A 15295-nucleotide genomic window follows, 5' to 3' on the forward strand; every position below is an offset into this window, starting at 1 on the left:
TCATTCCCCCTGTAACAGTTGTTGGGCCGTGCGTTCAGTTGTCACGATGACATCAATCAATCGATGCTCGGCGGCGACTCGAATCGCCTCTACTTTCTCACTTCCATAGGCCACTCCGATTTTAAGCGGCACCTTAGCGAGTTGTTGATACTCAATATGGACTGTTCGATCCGATAACGAAGTGGTCACGGTCTCTCCATTTTGATTATAGAAGTGCGAGCAAAGATCTCCGATGATTTGGAATTCGTTCATTTCTTCGGTAAACGTTTGACCATAGAAGGCCAACCAGTTGGATTCCTGGTTCAGTTGGGCCGAACCGATTCCAAAGAGGGCGATGTTCATCCGTCCCCACAGCTCCACGACTTCCTGAGCATGTGTTGACTGCGTCAATGCTTGTTTGATGGCGGCATTCGGTAAAATAGCAGGAACGTCGATAAGTTTAGAACGTCCACGCCATTTCCGTGAGGCGTCATACGCTAACGTGTTCGCATGGAAACGACTTTCGAGCTTTCCGTCCGGTCCACCGATGAGTGGCACACATTGGATAGTTGAATACGCTTCTTTCGGTGTGAATGCTTCCACAACGGCAGCGAGTGCTGTTCCCCAAGAAAAGCCGATCACATCGTCCTCGGTCACCATCGACTCGACGTATGTTGCGCACGCTTCCCCCATACGTTGTAACGTCTCTTCACGTTGTCCTAACTTTTCAGGTACAAGGATGACATGTTTTAGACCAAACCGCTCTTTCAGTTGGACTGCCACGTCAATCGATTGATAGCGATCATAATCGATTTTGAACTTCACGATTCCTAATTCCCGAATCCGTTTCAACATACGACTGATGGTCGCCCGATTGACATCGAGCGTCTCTGCAATTTGGTGTTGTGTTTGATTCTGTTCGTAATACAAGTGCGCTACTTCGTAAAGCCTTTTCAGTTCTTCTGACATTCAGCCACACCCCTTTTGCACAAATGTACAATTTAATGAACAATTGTGCAAATCAAGATAAAAAAGACACAAAAAACGCGTCACGATCGATGTCGTGACGCGGGGTTCGTACTTAATCTATTTATTAAAACGGATCAACTGAGTCTCTTCTCTTCTTTCTGCTTCTAGTAAAAATTCTATTGCTGTGCGCCATTGCTTTTCTCGCATTTTTGCAGGCAAAATACTTTCTAAATCCATCTTAGAAGGATTTAACCACAATTTCTTTAATTGTCGTTCTACGTTAATGGACCATTCAATTTTATAATAGGAATTTGAACCACTTTTCTTGAGATAAAGCTCATGATCTCGTTTTGAATAAAATAGTAGTTCATATTTTTTCGAATGAAGTAGTGGCTGTATTTTAGTCAAAAATCGAATGATACTGTTCAACTTATAAAAGCGAGAAGCAGATAAAATATCACTAAAGATTAATTGATTTTTCTTCCCTTTTAACAACAAGTTTACAAAAGAATAATGGGTAATCTCGACCTCACCGTATTGGTTTGCCTGATTACTCTTAGGTAACAAATTGTAGAGACGTTTCGTTAAGTTGTACTGAAAATCATAGTGTTTTAAAAACTCGGATTGCATCAATTGGTTTATGATATCTTGAGAAAATTCGGGTTCATTCACTTGATACCAATACCTAATCGGTAAATAACCATTGGTAATCGGATGATCTAACATTTTGTCTATAAAGAATTTATTCTTTTGCATCTCATGATGCATTGCTTTTGTAATTTTGTATGTATTTGCACGTGGTGCGTATCGCACATGTTTTGTAAAGTCATCATAAATAAACAGTATTTGAGTTAGATGATCTTCTATAACTCTCACAGCTGATTCTTCTTTTTGAATAGGCTGTTTTTTCGATTTTAACTTTTCCGTTCTTTTTGATACTGCTATCTGTGATTCTCTTAGCTGATTTTGAAGAAAAACTGGCATTTGATAAATAGATGACTTATATTCTTGTTCTGCCAATTTTACTTTCATAAGAATGTCCCCCAATATGTCATTGAGTTCAACTTCTCGTAGTAGACGATACTCAGCATCAATCGATTTTCGATACTCTTCATTCGCGTACTGCTTGGCACAATCTACTCCAATGAAGAAAAATTTATCATTTTTCCGTTTTGTCATCTTTACTTTCTGTCTCTTTAATTTCGTATTGCACAAATGGCACTTCAATTCTTCATTAGAATTCAATGAGATTGGAATATCAAACTTAAATTCAGTAAGTGCATCATTATATAGTTGTCCAAAAGACTTTTCCAAATTAGAAGGGATTGCACATGTATAGGAAGGCGAGGTTGACGTATTCTCACTTTCAAGCAAATTGTATTTTTTAATCGACTTTTGAACGTTATATTCAAAATGTGGAAATAGTTTCAGCACATCGCTGTAATATAAAATAATTAACTCTCCACGGCGAAAGTTCCGTAAAATATACTCACTTGTTTGCATAAAGTCCTCCTATGATAAAATTCCCTTAACTGTACAGAGAATGATGTGCCATCAGACACACCATTCAAGTTCAACTATTTTTAGCCTTTCGGTGGATATGGATCAAATCCGTAAGTGTTTTTTTCACGAATTTTCCCTTGCTTGTTATGAATGACGAGCTCAGACTGTTGGTTCATAGCAATATTTCTTCCAAAGTTAATCGCTTCTCGCTGTGTATCAAATGTCTTTGTTGCTTTTTGATTTCCAGCACCTTTCACTTGATAGCCGCCATCCTTATGTGGAGTCACATGTTGATTCTTTCCTTTACTCATTGAATATCATCTCCTTTGATAATAGATTACGAACGAATCATCTATTTATATTCAAAGTTTTATCTGATAAAATAAACTAGTCTTTTTATAGCTAGTCAAGCGAGTTCTGCAAAACTCACTTGACTTTTTTTATTTCTTTTTTATCTCACGATTAATTTTTTTCTCAACTGCCCGAATATTTCTTTTTAAAATTTTTCGATTAATTTTTACCGTGATACGTTTCAATCTATCACCGCCTTCTATAAAAACAGATCATTCGTTCGTATTATCAACGTACCACTATATCCAGAAAAAATAAAGCGGATATTCTATATATAGTTTTAAAATAAATAAAATTATATAATTGAACACAATATATAGTTTATTAAAGAACACAACTATTCAAAATTTGCTAAATCCTAATGTGTCACAATCCTTAATAATGATTGATTTGACTTCTTTGATTCAGTAATTAATAGTGTCTCTAGTTTTCGTCCTTCATTTGCTGCCTGTAAAAAAATAACCCTTCGTTTCATAGATAGTACTTCTTCTTGAAATAAAGCAATACGTTTTAGCAAGTTCATCGACTGAACGTAGCTTGCTCAATTTGTCCTTTTAATTGAAATGAGATCTTCCTTCATGTTTAATGCCAACAAATTAATGATTCCGTTTTCATTTACAAACGAAATAAATTTTCCTTTTGAATTTAAAAATGGTCGTCAGATAAAACATGTATTCCATCCCTTAGATATTGTGGATTACTACTCAGAGTATCCAAATGGTGATGGAAGATATATTGTGTTGCTTTCTAGAGACACTATTATTGATAGTGATACGTTTGAGTCATTATCAAAACCTGTCCACGTCTACTTGATTGATCATTCTAACTTTTTAACCGAAAGAAAAATGTAACTAGAGTCAAACTTCTCTAGTTACATTTTCATATTCATTACTCGTAAAAGCTATCCGCTGCTTAAAATACTTTTGAAGTTCAGGATCACAACAATACACATAACACCCCTTCATCCCCCGAGTCATTAATGTGCGATACGTATTTTTCACGAGCCGCTCAAGAGCGTCCATTTCATTCTTCTTCGGTTTTGCCGGTCTAGCCCCACTATCTTTGAATTCTTCTCGCCGTACAATCAATTGTCTTGATTGTGGATCATAACCTAAATCAGGACCGATGATTACTCCTGCATATGTCATTTCTAATCCTTGTACTGTATGAATGCACCCAATCTGTTCACGTCCATCTGGATGAATAGCCCAGTCTAAACGTTTTGAATCATTCCAAGGCATTGCGAAATCATGCTCGGGAATCTGTACATCTGCAACAAGCTGTCCGTTTAATCGTTCTTTCGTCCAACTCCATGCATACCCTGCCGTAACGCGACCGTCACGTTTCGACACGACCTCATCAATTAATTCCTGTGGTGAGTCTAGCACTTGAATGTCATATGACCCGTCTAATTCAATATCCTCTTCATTATTAAAAAATCTATTTATCCATTCAATATAGTTACCTGATCCACCGCATCGAAATTGAGAATCCAATGTTAATTCGTGAATAATAGCATTTTGCTTCTTGGCTTCCTCTTTAATCAATGAATATGACCCAATATCTTTCTTCGAAATCATTTGCTCATCATCAATAAAGAAAACACTCATTTTCGCACTCCGAATAATTTGAGTCGCTTGATTCTCTCCTTTAATTTTTCGTTGCATATGTCCATGATTTTTTAATCGATGCGCCTCATCACAAACTAATACGTCAATTTTATTCATTTGAGTATCTACGTAAGAGCCGGAACCTTTAAACATATCTCGAATTTCAATCATGCTCTTTTGTCTTACTAGTTTTTTTCGTAAGACTTCTCGGAAAGCTGCATTCGGCGTTATATACTCGACTAATGCCTGCTCATTCACTAGTGCCTTTAAAGCGTTTAAACCGATTACAGATTTCCCAGTCCCTGGTCCACCTTTAATTAATACAACATGCTTCTCGTCCGTATGTAACACATGCTCAGTATAAATCGTTAAAATCTGTTCATAGGCAACTTTCTGTTCATCTAACAAAATGAACTCTTCGTTCCCCTCAAACATTAGATTTAATGTTTCTACTAATTTTTTGGAAGGTCTCAGTTTTCCTGTCTCAATTTCTGACGCGATTTCTGACCCTTGACCGGCACCGACTCGTTTCGTTACATAATCAGCTAAACGAAGGTCATCCATTTTGAAATAAATCGGTGCTTCCTTATAATAATGGCTGTATCGATCATTCAATAAAGGTTCATTTTCATGTTTCCTTGACCGAATATAATTATGTAAATAAGCGCATGAATCAAGTGTTATATCAGACTCGATCGGATCTACTGATTCGAGATAATTTTCTAAGTACCGGCGATACGATAAAGCTTGATAAGACGGGTGGACGGTCGATTGGGTTCTCCCGTGAAATGCGGTTTGAACAATACCATCTCCTTCAGCGAGATCAGCCTTCGTCCATTGCTTTAGCTCTATAATAATCGCATTCTTTTGACCATCCACATCTTTCCCCGCAATAATGAAATCAATTCGTTTTTGAGTTGATGGTAAATTAAACTCAAGAAGAATATTAACGTCATCAGGTATCGATTCTCCTCGAATGACTCGCATCATTTCTGAAAGTGAGTTTTCCCAGGAAGTCATCTCGGAAGCACTAACGCGTCGATTCATTTTTTCTTCGATGTTTTTGCTAAGGATATAACTAATTTCTTTTTCTAAAATGTGCTCTACAAACATGTACTTCGGTTCGTTATAAATGATCATGATTTCCTCCAAGGTTAGATTTTATTCTATTTTTCAGCTGTTCAATCGTTAAGTACTCGCCACCTTCTTTTCGATGTAGCATCGCATGGCAATTTGGACAAACCGGTCTTAAGTCATTTATTGGATCTACCACATAATTCTGTCCTATGTCATGAAGTGGTTTAATATGATGCACATGAATAAAATCTCTACCGACTTCACCATATATTTTTTCGAAGTCGATTTGGCAAACCTGACAGCTCACCCCGTAGTACTCCATGCACCTTTTACATGCAAGCGGATTACGTTCATACGTATTAACTGTAACGACTTTTCGTTTTCTTTCTTCTAATGATTCTGGTACTTCGTCTGCATAATACCCAGCTGTTAAATCTTTGTCGAAAAACGAAGTGATGTAGTCTTTCAATTCTCCCGTCAACTTCATCGATCCTTGAATATTCCCTTTCAGCCCATATTCTCGCAAATATTCTAAAGACAATAGGTCAGTGTCTACTTCGTCTAACAAACGAATGCGAGACCAGTCCAATTCTTTAGAATCCTCAAACTGAACTTCACCTTTCCGAAATGTACGATCATAACTCACATCTGAAGAGCGCACAACCCCTTCAATTACTTCAACTTTATAACGTACTTTCTGAATATGGCCAGACAGATTGATAAATAGGATGTCCCCATTTTCATAGTTGAAGGACCGTCTCCAATGTAAAAAAATCATATCGACCGAAAGCACTCTCTAAGTCATATTCATTCGGATTTGCTGGGATGAGCCAAATCCGACGGGCATTATGATGGTCTCTCTCTTCTAATTCAATCCTTCTCTTTAATGCAATATCCTTTGGAGCAATAAATCGATACTCATCCTCTTGGTCAAAAAATGGAATGTTATATGTATAGCCTCTCTCAATTGCGTTAAAGCATTTCGACTTACTTAAATTTAAAAGGTCTGAGAAGAATGTTGCTGCTAATTGAATATTCGACTCTTCCCTTAGTCTCTGATTATTTTTAAAAATTGTAATCGGTGTGGCCATTTCAAACTCTCCTTCTCTGTTAGAAATTAAATCATGAATTAATATAGGTGCGTCGTAACTTTATCCTACACGAGGCCACTGCTTGATTTTTCGTCTTTCAACTTTTGTCTGTTGCACTTTTGACTACACCTCATAAAATATTAACCTTAGTCAATTTTATTACATACCTTATTATCGTTCTTTTTCTACAATCAACTTAATGACTTGGTTAAATATTCGTTTTCAATTCGATGAACATTAGAAGAAGGGATGAGATGTTATGAATACTGATGAGGCGATTACAGAATGGTCCTATTGGAAAGCAGTTGTGCGCTATGGACATGTAGGTAAAGGAAAAGAAATTAGTGTAGCAAGATATCTAGTAATGCCTAGCGGTTCGACCACGGTCGACGTGATGGAAATCATCACTGAAATGCCAGGAACAAAAAAGCGTTCCGTTGGTTCGATTCAAAAAATTGACTATTTGGAGTATCTTCAAGGTCTTCGCTCAGAGAAGGAAAACTTTTTTCTACAACGACTTTTCGAAGGAAAACAAGCCCAATAATGTTTTAAACAATACGTTACCTATACATCTCAAGATTGAAATGTATAGGTGATTTGAATTTTCATTTAATACCCTCAAACAAACAGAGTCTGTTATCAAACACGTCATTTCGGATTCGCTTCTATACTTTGCTCTTTCTAGGCATTTTAATGATTTTATATAGTTTTTACAGCATACGTTCTATCTCGTTGCCCGCCCGTTGACGAAAGTTCAATTACGTTCTCTTCGACTAATTGATCAAGACAAGCACAGACGTCTGAGTAAATTTTGTAGCGTCCTGTATTGTAAGGCTCATTTGAAGCACCATTGAGCACTAGATACTCTGCTACATCGTCAGCATTTATCAATCTTAACCTACAAGTTTTGATATATTCTAAAATTGCCGTTCGAAAATAGGGTTTTGATAGAAAATTCTTCGAGCTAACTTGGCGTTTTGATGAATCGTAACGCTTGTTTAGTAATTCAGCTCTATTTGCGTCTTCGATTTCTTTTTGTTTCGCTATATATTCATTTTTCTTCTGCTTCAATTCTTGTAGAAAGGAATCTCTTAGCTGCATTTCGATTTTAGGATCGCTTAGTTGTAATGTTTGAGTAGTCAACAAGGCAGTAGATAGACTGATTTCATATCCTCCATTTAAGGCAAATGCTCGGAATGGATTTTTGTGCTCATCTTCAATAAAGCGTCGAACAGAGAATTGGATACTATCTTCTTTAGATTGGATATAGTAAAGACTTCGAACCTTATAAGAATTCGGAGTATTTTGGTGATGATAATCAAATAGTTCGAATAAGGATTGATCACGCGCTGTTTCATTCAATAATGTTTCCCACATTAAGTCTTCAGGAGTTTTCATCGCCAGATTTAACTCAGCTTCCCAAAGGTGAATCACATGACGACTTAAATCAATCGACTGTTCTGTATTTTCAATGAACCAAATGGGTATAAGTCCCTTTTCTTTGAAGTATGTATTCCGTTTAATAATTTGCTTAGCCAATTTTTCATCTCGATTTTGTGTCACATTGGTAAGCACCGTAATCGCAATTTCTTTATCCACATTTTTTACGATAATATCAGGATAGTAACGCCACTTTTCAATCGCTTTTGCAACAAAACCGTATTCAACTTCGAGTTCCTTATTTATTTTTTGTTGAGCTTTCAGTTCATCATGAATAAAGTTCTTTATAACCGAATGCTGTTTTGACTCTCGTTTAATCTGCTCCTGATATTTGTCACTTTCAGAATCGATAATAGAAAGTTCACATGACTTTAATTTCTTGTGAGAAAAATGATATTTTCGCTTATCTCCAGACTTAATAAAAAGTGTTTCATTACAATACGGGCAGCTAAACGCCCCTTTATCCGAACTTTTTTTCAGTTCACGAATTTCTCGCTTTTCATCTAATAAAACTGATAAAGTTACGCTCTTTCCCTCATATATCGCTTCCTGCAAAATCAATCCCTCCCTAATTAATTAAAATGAATTAACAAAATACATTATATTACTTTTAAGTTTTATTAATTCCATTATATAACATATAGGGTGTTTTAAAAATATAATTGACAGAGAAGAGTAGTTAACTGACTTTAATCATTTTGAATCATCACTGACAACAAAAAAACCACCCACCAGCTTTCGCTGATGAATGGTTCCTGTGAAGGCGCATGACTTACATCATACCGCCCATTCCACCCATGCCGCCCATGTCAGGCATTGCAGGAGCATCTTTTTCTGGCTTGTCTGCGATGACAGCCTCAGTTGTGAGGAACATCGCTGAGACAGATGCTGCGTTTTGAAGAGCTGAACGCGTCACTTTCGCTGGGTCGACGATTCCGTGTGCGATCATATCGACGTATTCGCCAGTTGCCGCGTTGTAGCCGACACCGACTGACTCGTTCTTGAGTTTCTCGACGATGACCGAACCTTCTTCACCCGCGTTTTCCGCGATTTGACGAACCGGTGCTTCGAGTGCACGAAGGACGAGTTTGACACCTGTCGCTTCATCCGCTGTCACTTCTGCAAGGAGCGCACGAACGGCTGGGATGACGTTGATGAGTGATGTACCACCACCCGCAACAATTCCTTCTTCAACTGCTGCACGTGTCGCGTTGAGTGCGTCTTCGATGCGGAGTTTACGCTCTTTGAGCTCTGTCTCCGTAGCTGCACCGACTTTAACAACGGCTACGCCACCTGCGAGTTTCGCGAGACGCTCTTGGAGTTTTTCACGGTCGAAGTCAGACGTTGTCTCTTCGATTTGGTTACGGATCGTTTGAACGCGTGCTTTGATTGTTTCTTCGTTCCCTGCACCTTCGACGACAGTCGTTGTGTCTTTTGTGACGACGACTTTCGATGCGCGACCGAGCATGTCGAGTGATGCTGATTTGAGATCGAGACCGAGGTCTTCTGTGATGACTTGACCACCTGTTAGTGTCGCGAGGTCTTCAAGCATCGCTTTACGACGGTCACCGAATCCTGGTGCTTTGACGGCTACTGCATTGAACGTACCACGGAGTTTGTTCAAGACGAGTGTCGCGAGAGCATCGCCTTCGATGTCTTCTGCGACGATCAAGATCGGCTTCCCTTGTTGCACGACTTGCTCGAGCACTGGGATGATTTCTTGAATGTTCGAGATTTTCTTGTCTGTGATCAAGATGTACGGGTTGTCGAGTGACGCTTCCATCTTGTCAGAATCTGAGATCATGTAAGGTGAAAGGTAGCCACGGTCGAACTGCATCCCTTCGACGACGTCGAGTTCAGTCGTGAAGCCGCGTGATTCTTCGATGGTGATGACACCGTCGTTACCGACGCGCTCCATCGCTTCTGCGATCAATTCGCCGACTTCTTCGTCAGCTGCCGAGATGGCTGCGACTTGTGCGATCGCTTCTTTTGACTCGATCGGTTTTGAAATCAATTTCAATTCTTCGAGTGCGCGACGCACCGCTTTGTCGATTCCTTTACGAAGGATCATCGGGTTCGCGCCCGCTGTGACGTTTTTGAGCCCTTCACGAATCATCGCTTGTGCGAGGACTGTCGCTGTTGTCGTACCGTCCCCTGCGACTTCGTTCGTCTTCGACGCGACTTCAGCAACGAGTTTCGCGCCCATGTTTTCGAAGCGGTCTTCGAGTTCGATTTCTTTCGCGATTGTCACGCCATCGTTCGTGATGAGTGGCGAACCAAATTTCTTCTCGAGGACGACGTTACGTCCTTTTGGTCCAATCGTTACTTTGACTGCGTCAGCGAGTGCGTCGACGCCGCGAAGCATCGCGTGACGTGCATCTTCTGAGAATTTGATATCTTTTGCCATCGTTCATTTCCCCCTAAAAAAGTTTTTGAATAATGGTGCTTAGCCTACGATTGCGAGAATGTCGCTCTCGCGAACGATTAAGTACTCTTTTCCATCATGCTTCACTTCGGTACCTGCGTACTTCGAGTAGATGACCAAATCATTTTCTTTCACGTCGAGAGCGATACGCTTGCCTTCGTCTGTCACACGGCCCGTTCCGACTGCGATGACTTTCCCTTGTTGCGGCTTTTCTTTCGCCGTATCAGGAAGCACGATGCCCCCGATCGTCTTTTCTTCTTTCTCCACGACTTCGATGATGACACGATCGCCTAGTGGTTTTAACATGGAAAAACCCTCCTCCGAATATGAATGATGTAATGTGTATCGTAAGGTTTTAGCACTCAGTTAAAAGGAGTGCTAACATTGATAAGTGTAGTATGCGACGATTAAAAAATCAAGTGGGGAACATCAAAAAATGCTCCTACTCGCGGTCAAGAGAACTTATTTGTTACAATGAGAAAAAGGTAGGTTCATTCTTATGATTAAGGACGTGTTGAATTGGCTACATTAAACTCAAACCAATCGATAAATACCCGTTTTTCGATGGCGCCTAACATTCGTCTCCGGCACCTCACCCCGATTTTACTATATGCGTTCGTCCAACTGTTCCCGCTCGTGATTAGCGAAGTGCGACCGGAATGGTTAACAGAAACGTTCGTCGGGCTCTGGCTCGCCATCGGATTCGGTGTGACGATTGTTCTGTCGATTTTACTCATCTGGCCGGACTTGAAACAATACAAGGCGCAAGGCATCCAGTCAAACTTGAACGACACGGTCAAATGGATCGGGCTCGGGATTTTGATGCAATATGGACTTGTCATCGTGGCGAACTTGATTGAGACGGCCATCTCTGGTGAACTGGTCGAGTCGATGAACACACAAAATATCGCCGAGATGGTGGAAGTCATTCCACTCATGATTTTGCCGGTCGTCTTGCTCGGACCGATTATTGAAGAGATTCTCTTCCGTCATATTTTGTTCGGAAACTTGAACGCTCGCTTCGGGTTCTGGATTGCTTTTGGGGTCAGTTCGATTCTATTCGCACTCATCCACCAAGACAATCGGTTCCTCGTGTATATCGCGATGAGCTTCGCGTTCTCATACGCGTATGCGAAGACGAGACGATTAATCGTGCCAATCGCCATCCACGCGTTCAACAACGCGCTCGTGATGCTCGTACTATTTTTAATGTAGAAATGAGGTGGCAGTTATGCCGCGACAATTAAAAGTGATGATGCTCTTCAGTCTCTCGTTCGGTGTGTTGTTCACCGTCCTCGCGTACTTCTCGGTACAAGAGTATGGGTTCAGCTTCTGGACGTACTTCATCATCGCCGTCGCCGCTTACGACTTTTTCAAAGTGTATCAAATCTTGGCACTCGCCCGAAAAGTCAAAAAAGAAGGCACGGACAAATCCGCATAACGAAACCCCGAGTCTTACGAACTCGGGGTTTTTCTTATCGTTGTCACTTACGATTGAACCTGCATTTCCTCTTGATAGACACTCCGAATGAGCAGTCCACGCAGACCGAACAACACACCTAATGCGACATAAATGACATCAATCAATGAGATTTGTGGTTCATCCATAAAGAAATTGATGACCACGCCAATGACCAGCAAACCGTAAATCGTGATGTTCATGAGTGTCGCATCGACTTGCCTCATGATTCTCTTCGTCACCTTTTCTTCAAGCTTTTCAATTTCTTCGTGTCGATAACCATAAATCGCAAACCCTAGACCTGTGATTGACAAGGCGACGAACTCACCATCCCATAGCGCGAATAAAAACAGTCCTACAAAAAAGATCATGAACCCAATGAGTAACTTCTTACGCACCATACCCCTCCTTACGACGGAATCCATAGTTTTGCAAAATCAAAATAACCGAACAAGTCGACACAGACGTCCTTTAGCTCGACCGGGAACGGAATCGTCCGCTCCTCGTTATAGAGCGGGATGAAGTACGACTTCTCTTTCAACTCACGCTCAATCTCGCGGTGCAGGGGCAACCAGTCCTCAAACGGTAACTCGTCATACTGTTCGATCCGTTCCGCTATCCCCTCCATGTAAGGGAACACTTTATGCGGCGGCGAGTACTCGTTCGTCATAAATTGTTCGAACCCGAGCGTGACGTTCCGCTCGAATACTTCCCCGTGAACGACCAAGTCAACATATTCATAATACGTTTTGTCGTGGATCGAATCTTTGAAACTGATGGGCACGAACTCATAGGCAATGCCGTGACGCATCAACATCTCCGCAATCCAGTCGGTCGTATCGTTCGTGAAGTCCGTCTGTTTGATTCGAATCGGACGATCGAACGTGACGGATGCTCCCTCAGGAACGCGATACGTCTCGCTCATCGCTCCGAGAAAACCTCGGTCGTTCGGCGTTCTCCGTTCATTCAACGTCCCGATTTCCGGACGAATCTCCGCAATCAATCGATGCATATAATGCCGCGCCTCTTCATTGGCGAACACACTATTCGGATGACTGTTTAAGATGACAAGTCCGAACCCGGACGGTGTTGAGATGTGTCCGGTCTCCTTGGAATCCCGCGACGAGATCCGATACGTCGGATCATATCCGTCCGGCACTTTGATGAACTCGACCCGATCCAAGAGCGCCCGTACCCCAAAATAATTCTCGAACGCGAGGAGGACCGTTTTCTCCTTATCGTGACGGTCAAGCTGAAAAGGCCCCGTTCCGATGCTCCCTTTGGCGATACTCGTGTGAATCATCGACAGTTTCGGGATGTAGGAATTCCGGCGCCGGTCGAGCGTGACATCGACACGATACGTGCCGTTCGATGCGATATGACGGACGTGTCGGTACATATAGCGATACGCATCCGACTGAATGAGCATACGCAGACTTTTCGTCACGTCTTTACTCGTCATGAGCGATCCGTCATGGAAACGGACCCCTTTCCGAAGAAACAAGACGAGCGTACTTCCCTGCCATTCGTAATGATGGGCAAGTTCCCCCGTGACCTCTCCAGTCGCGTCAATCATGAAGAGACGATTGAATACGTTCTGGACGAGGTGGGCACTGTGGATGTCAGCCGCCTCGAGCGGATGTGTCGTCAAAAAGTTGCGACGGCGCGGGATGATGAGCGCATCGCTCGATGTTTGGACGTAACCGAACTTCTTCTCGAGCTGGCGCATGAACCGGCCTGCCTGCGCAGGTGACCAGTCCCACTCCAACTGACTCGTCACCGCTTCGACCGACTCTTTCTCCATACGTTCGAGTAGCTGTTTCGCCAAGTCGCGCTCCACGTGGCGCAGCCATTCAAGTCGCGTCAAATTCCCGCGACCGCGTCCGCTCGTATACGTGAGCCATCCTTCCTCTTTCCATCGTGCCAAATGGCGCTTCGTCTGTTTCGGGCTTAAATGGATGGCTTCCGCCATATCAGAAATCGTGTAAGCCCCGTCCCGACATTCTTTCCACAATCGAAATAAATATGCATCCACGTCACATTCCCCCCTTAAAAGTGGACATCACTTCCCCATGTCGTCCATTTTTTAAATCCATTGTCTTGTTTATCATACAGGTACAGAATGGAAGGTGACAATATGAAATGGAAAGATATACCTAAACCCATAAAAGTTCGACTCGTGACATCATTTTTCAACCGTTCGGTCTCATTCGCCATCATGCCGTTCATGGCACTCCTCTTTGTCAAAGCGTTCAATGAATGGATTGCAGGCATCTTCTTAGTCTCGCTCGTCTGTCTCGGATACGTCATCGGGTTAATCGGGGGATACCTCGCCGATAAATTTTCACGGAAGCGACTTCTTGTGTTGACGGCTAGCCTCACAGCATCCATGTTTCTCGTCATGACGCTCAGTCTCCAGTTCGACCAGATGATTATCTTCATGATTGCTTATACAATCTTCACGGTCACAAATAACCTCGGTCGGCCGGCGATGAGCGCGATCATCATCGATGCGACGACGCCGGAGAACCGAAAAGCCGTATACGCGCTCGATTACTGGTTGATCAACTTATCGATCACGATTGGGACGGCGCTCGGGGGCTGGCTCTATGTCAGCAATCAGCTGTTACTGTTTTGGATTTTGACGTTCACATCGAGCATGTTGCCGATTGCGTACGCTATTTTCCTTGAAGACACGAAACGGACGTGGACCTCACAAAAGCTCAAGCTCGTCTTCGTCGACGTGTTCCAAAGCTATCAAATCGCCTGGCGTGACCGCCCGTTCGTCAAAGTCGTCTTCGGCTCGATGTGTATTCTCGCTGCCGAGTTCTCCATGGGCAGTTATGTCGCGGTAAGGCTCGCCGATTCATTCGAACCACTCTCGTTTGAAACATGGACGATCAACGGGGTACGGATGATGAGTCTCATCCAAATTGAGAACACGCTCATCGTCGTCGCGTTGACCTTCTTCATTCAACGTCTCGCTTCACGCTTCTCGAACAAGTACACACTTCTCGGCGGGCTCGCGTTGTACACGATCGGCTACGCGGTCATCACGAGTGCGAACTCGATGTTGCTTCTACTCGGCTTCATGCTCATCGCCACGTTCGGGGAATTGTTGTACTCTCCGGTGTTAAATACGGAGAAGGCGAACATGATGCCAGAAGACCGACGTGGTGCGTACTCAGCATTTGCCGGAACGTCGTTCGCCGGTGCCGACTTCTTATCACGTTCGACGATTTTGATCGGATCGCTTCTCACACCGTTCATGATGAGCGTCTATATCGGACTGTTGGTCAGCTTCGGCTGCTTCCTCGTCTATAGCGGTATCTATGTAAAAGAAAAGCTCGTCCTACGACGAGCGGCTTCTTAAATCAAAACCATCCTTTCT

At 42.2% G+C, this 15295-nt stretch carries 16 protein-coding genes; 5 read left to right on the forward strand and 11 right to left on the reverse strand.

Translation table 11 applies throughout. From position 1 onward, the window contains the following. The 3 genes from KNO99_RS11750 to KNO99_RS11760 all read right to left on the reverse strand — a co-directional run bounded on the left by KNO99_RS11750 (position 1) and on the right by KNO99_RS11760 (position 2762). Complete coding sequence (locus tag KNO99_RS11750) at positions 1–948, reverse strand: sugar-binding transcriptional regulator (protein WP_214748783.1); 948 nt, start codon at positions 946–948, stop codon at positions 1–3. 117 nt (positions 949–1065) lie between these two features. Then, positions 1066–2451, reverse strand: coding sequence for a hypothetical protein (locus tag KNO99_RS11755; RefSeq protein ID WP_214748786.1), 1386 nt, complete (start codon positions 2449–2451; stop codon positions 1066–1068). 80 nt (positions 2452–2531) lie between these two features. Then, entirely contained in the window at positions 2532–2762 is a 231-nt protein-coding gene (locus tag KNO99_RS11760; RefSeq protein ID WP_214748789.1) for a DUF2188 domain-containing protein, read from the reverse strand. A gap of 618 nt (positions 2763–3380) precedes the next feature. Here KNO99_RS11760 and KNO99_RS11765 point away from each other — a divergent pair. Beyond that, complete coding sequence (locus tag KNO99_RS11765; protein ID WP_214748792.1) at positions 3381–3653, forward strand: hypothetical protein; 273 nt, start codon at positions 3381–3383, stop codon at positions 3651–3653. A 6-nt stretch (positions 3654–3659) separates the two neighbouring features. On the opposite strand, the gene KNO99_RS11770 is transcribed toward KNO99_RS11765, so the two are convergent. The 3 genes from KNO99_RS11770 to KNO99_RS15375 are packed head-to-tail and all read right to left on the reverse strand — an operon-like array spanning position 3660 to position 6580. Next, entirely contained in the window at positions 3660–5552 is a 1893-nt protein-coding gene (locus KNO99_RS11770) for a DUF2075 domain-containing protein (RefSeq protein WP_214748795.1), read from the reverse strand. Then, the gene (locus tag KNO99_RS11775) at positions 5539–6267 is read right to left on the reverse strand and encodes an HNH endonuclease (protein WP_251131048.1); all 729 of its coding nucleotides are present in this window, start codon (positions 6265–6267) and stop codon (positions 5539–5541) included. The genes KNO99_RS11770 and KNO99_RS11775 overlap by 14 nt, the downstream gene beginning before the upstream one ends. Beyond that, on the reverse strand, positions 6230–6580 hold the full coding sequence (locus KNO99_RS15375; RefSeq protein WP_251131049.1) for a hypothetical protein: 351 nt from the start codon (positions 6578–6580) through the stop codon (positions 6230–6232). The genes KNO99_RS11775 and KNO99_RS15375 overlap by 38 nt, the downstream gene beginning before the upstream one ends. Before the next feature lie 259 nt (positions 6581–6839). Between KNO99_RS15375 and KNO99_RS11780 the strand changes: the two genes are divergently transcribed. After that, positions 6840–7124, forward strand: coding sequence for a hypothetical protein (locus KNO99_RS11780; protein ID WP_214748798.1), 285 nt, complete (start codon positions 6840–6842; stop codon positions 7122–7124). A gap of 155 nt (positions 7125–7279) precedes the next feature. On the opposite strand, the gene KNO99_RS11785 is transcribed toward KNO99_RS11780, so the two are convergent. From KNO99_RS11785 to groES, 3 genes are all read right to left on the reverse strand, one after another. Continuing rightward, positions 7280–8575, reverse strand: coding sequence for a competence protein CoiA family protein (locus KNO99_RS11785; RefSeq protein WP_214748801.1), 1296 nt, complete (start codon positions 8573–8575; stop codon positions 7280–7282). A gap of 217 nt (positions 8576–8792) precedes the next feature. Then, on the reverse strand, positions 8793–10427 hold the full coding sequence (gene groL / locus KNO99_RS11790) for a chaperonin GroEL (RefSeq protein WP_214697033.1): 1635 nt from the start codon (positions 10425–10427) through the stop codon (positions 8793–8795). Between the two features lie 39 nt (positions 10428–10466). Beyond that, entirely contained in the window at positions 10467–10751 is a 285-nt protein-coding gene (gene groES / locus KNO99_RS11795; RefSeq protein ID WP_214748804.1) for a co-chaperone GroES, read from the reverse strand. Between the two features lie 213 nt (positions 10752–10964). Here groES and KNO99_RS11800 point away from each other — a divergent pair, with 213 nt between their 5' ends. Next, positions 10965–11660, forward strand: coding sequence for a CPBP family intramembrane glutamic endopeptidase (locus KNO99_RS11800; protein WP_084156048.1), 696 nt, complete (start codon positions 10965–10967; stop codon positions 11658–11660). A 16-nt stretch (positions 11661–11676) separates the two neighbouring features. Continuing rightward, positions 11677–11886 (forward strand): YdiK family protein, encoded by a 210-nt coding sequence (locus tag KNO99_RS11805; RefSeq protein WP_015880600.1) that lies wholly within the window; start codon positions 11677–11679, stop codon positions 11884–11886. Positions 11887–11933: 47 nt separating this feature from the next. Here KNO99_RS11805 and KNO99_RS11810 read toward each other — a convergent pair whose 3' ends face one another. Both KNO99_RS11810 and KNO99_RS11815 read right to left on the reverse strand, forming a co-directional pair. Further along, a complete protein-coding gene (locus KNO99_RS11810) occupies positions 11934–12302 on the reverse strand; it encodes a hypothetical protein (protein WP_214748807.1) in 369 nt (122 codons plus the stop codon). A gap of 11 nt (positions 12303–12313) precedes the next feature. Beyond that, positions 12314–13939, reverse strand: a complete 1626-nt coding sequence (locus tag KNO99_RS11815) for an ABC transporter substrate-binding protein (protein ID WP_214748809.1) — start codon at positions 13937–13939, stop codon at positions 12314–12316. A 102-nt stretch (positions 13940–14041) separates the two neighbouring features. On the opposite strand from KNO99_RS11815, the gene KNO99_RS11820 reads away from it, so the two are divergent. Continuing rightward, positions 14042–15277: an MDR family MFS transporter gene (locus tag KNO99_RS11820; protein ID WP_214748812.1), complete on the forward strand. Its 1236-nt coding sequence runs from the start codon at positions 14042–14044 to the stop codon at positions 15275–15277. Positions 15278–15295: the final 18 nt, after the last annotated feature.

It is taken from the genome of Exiguobacterium sp. s189, from assembly GCF_018617615.1.
Classification (GTDB): domain Bacteria; phylum Bacillota; class Bacilli; order Exiguobacteriales; family Exiguobacteriaceae; genus Exiguobacterium; species Exiguobacterium aestuarii_A.

What these genes read in the sequence shown, in the direction of transcription:
- KNO99_RS11765 (WP_214748792.1), top strand. Translation starts at nt 3,381, where the DNA reads ATGTTTAATGCCAACAAATTAATGATTCCGTTTTCATTTACAAACGAA.
- KNO99_RS11780 (WP_214748798.1), top strand. Translation starts at nt 6,840, where the DNA reads ATGAATACTGATGAGGCGATTACAGAATGGTCCTATTGGAAAGCAGTT.
- groL (WP_214697033.1), bottom strand. Translation starts at nt 10,427, where the DNA reads ATGGCAAAAGATATCAAATTCTCAGAAGATGCACGTCACGCGATGCTT.
- KNO99_RS11760 (WP_214748789.1), bottom strand. Translation starts at nt 2,762, where the DNA reads ATGAGTAAAGGAAAGAATCAACATGTGACTCCACATAAGGATGGCGGC.
- KNO99_RS15375 (WP_251131049.1), bottom strand. Translation starts at nt 6,580, where the DNA reads ATGGCCACACCGATTACAATTTTTAAAAATAATCAGAGACTAAGGGAA.
- groES (WP_214748804.1), bottom strand. Translation starts at nt 10,751, where the DNA reads ATGTTAAAACCACTAGGCGATCGTGTCATCATCGAAGTCGTGGAGAAA.
- KNO99_RS11750 (WP_214748783.1), bottom strand. Translation starts at nt 948, where the DNA reads ATGTCAGAAGAACTGAAAAGGCTTTACGAAGTAGCGCACTTGTATTAC.
- KNO99_RS11755 (WP_214748786.1), bottom strand. Translation starts at nt 2,451, where the DNA reads ATGCAAACAAGTGAGTATATTTTACGGAACTTTCGCCGTGGAGAGTTA.
- KNO99_RS11805 (WP_015880600.1), top strand. Translation starts at nt 11,677, where the DNA reads ATGCCGCGACAATTAAAAGTGATGATGCTCTTCAGTCTCTCGTTCGGT.
- KNO99_RS11775 (WP_251131048.1), bottom strand. Translation starts at nt 6,267, where the DNA reads ATGATTTTTTTACATTGGAGACGGTCCTTCAACTATGAAAATGGGGAC.
- KNO99_RS11820 (WP_214748812.1), top strand. Translation starts at nt 14,042, where the DNA reads ATGAAATGGAAAGATATACCTAAACCCATAAAAGTTCGACTCGTGACA.
- KNO99_RS11770 (WP_214748795.1), bottom strand. Translation starts at nt 5,552, where the DNA reads ATGATCATTTATAACGAACCGAAGTACATGTTTGTAGAGCACATTTTA.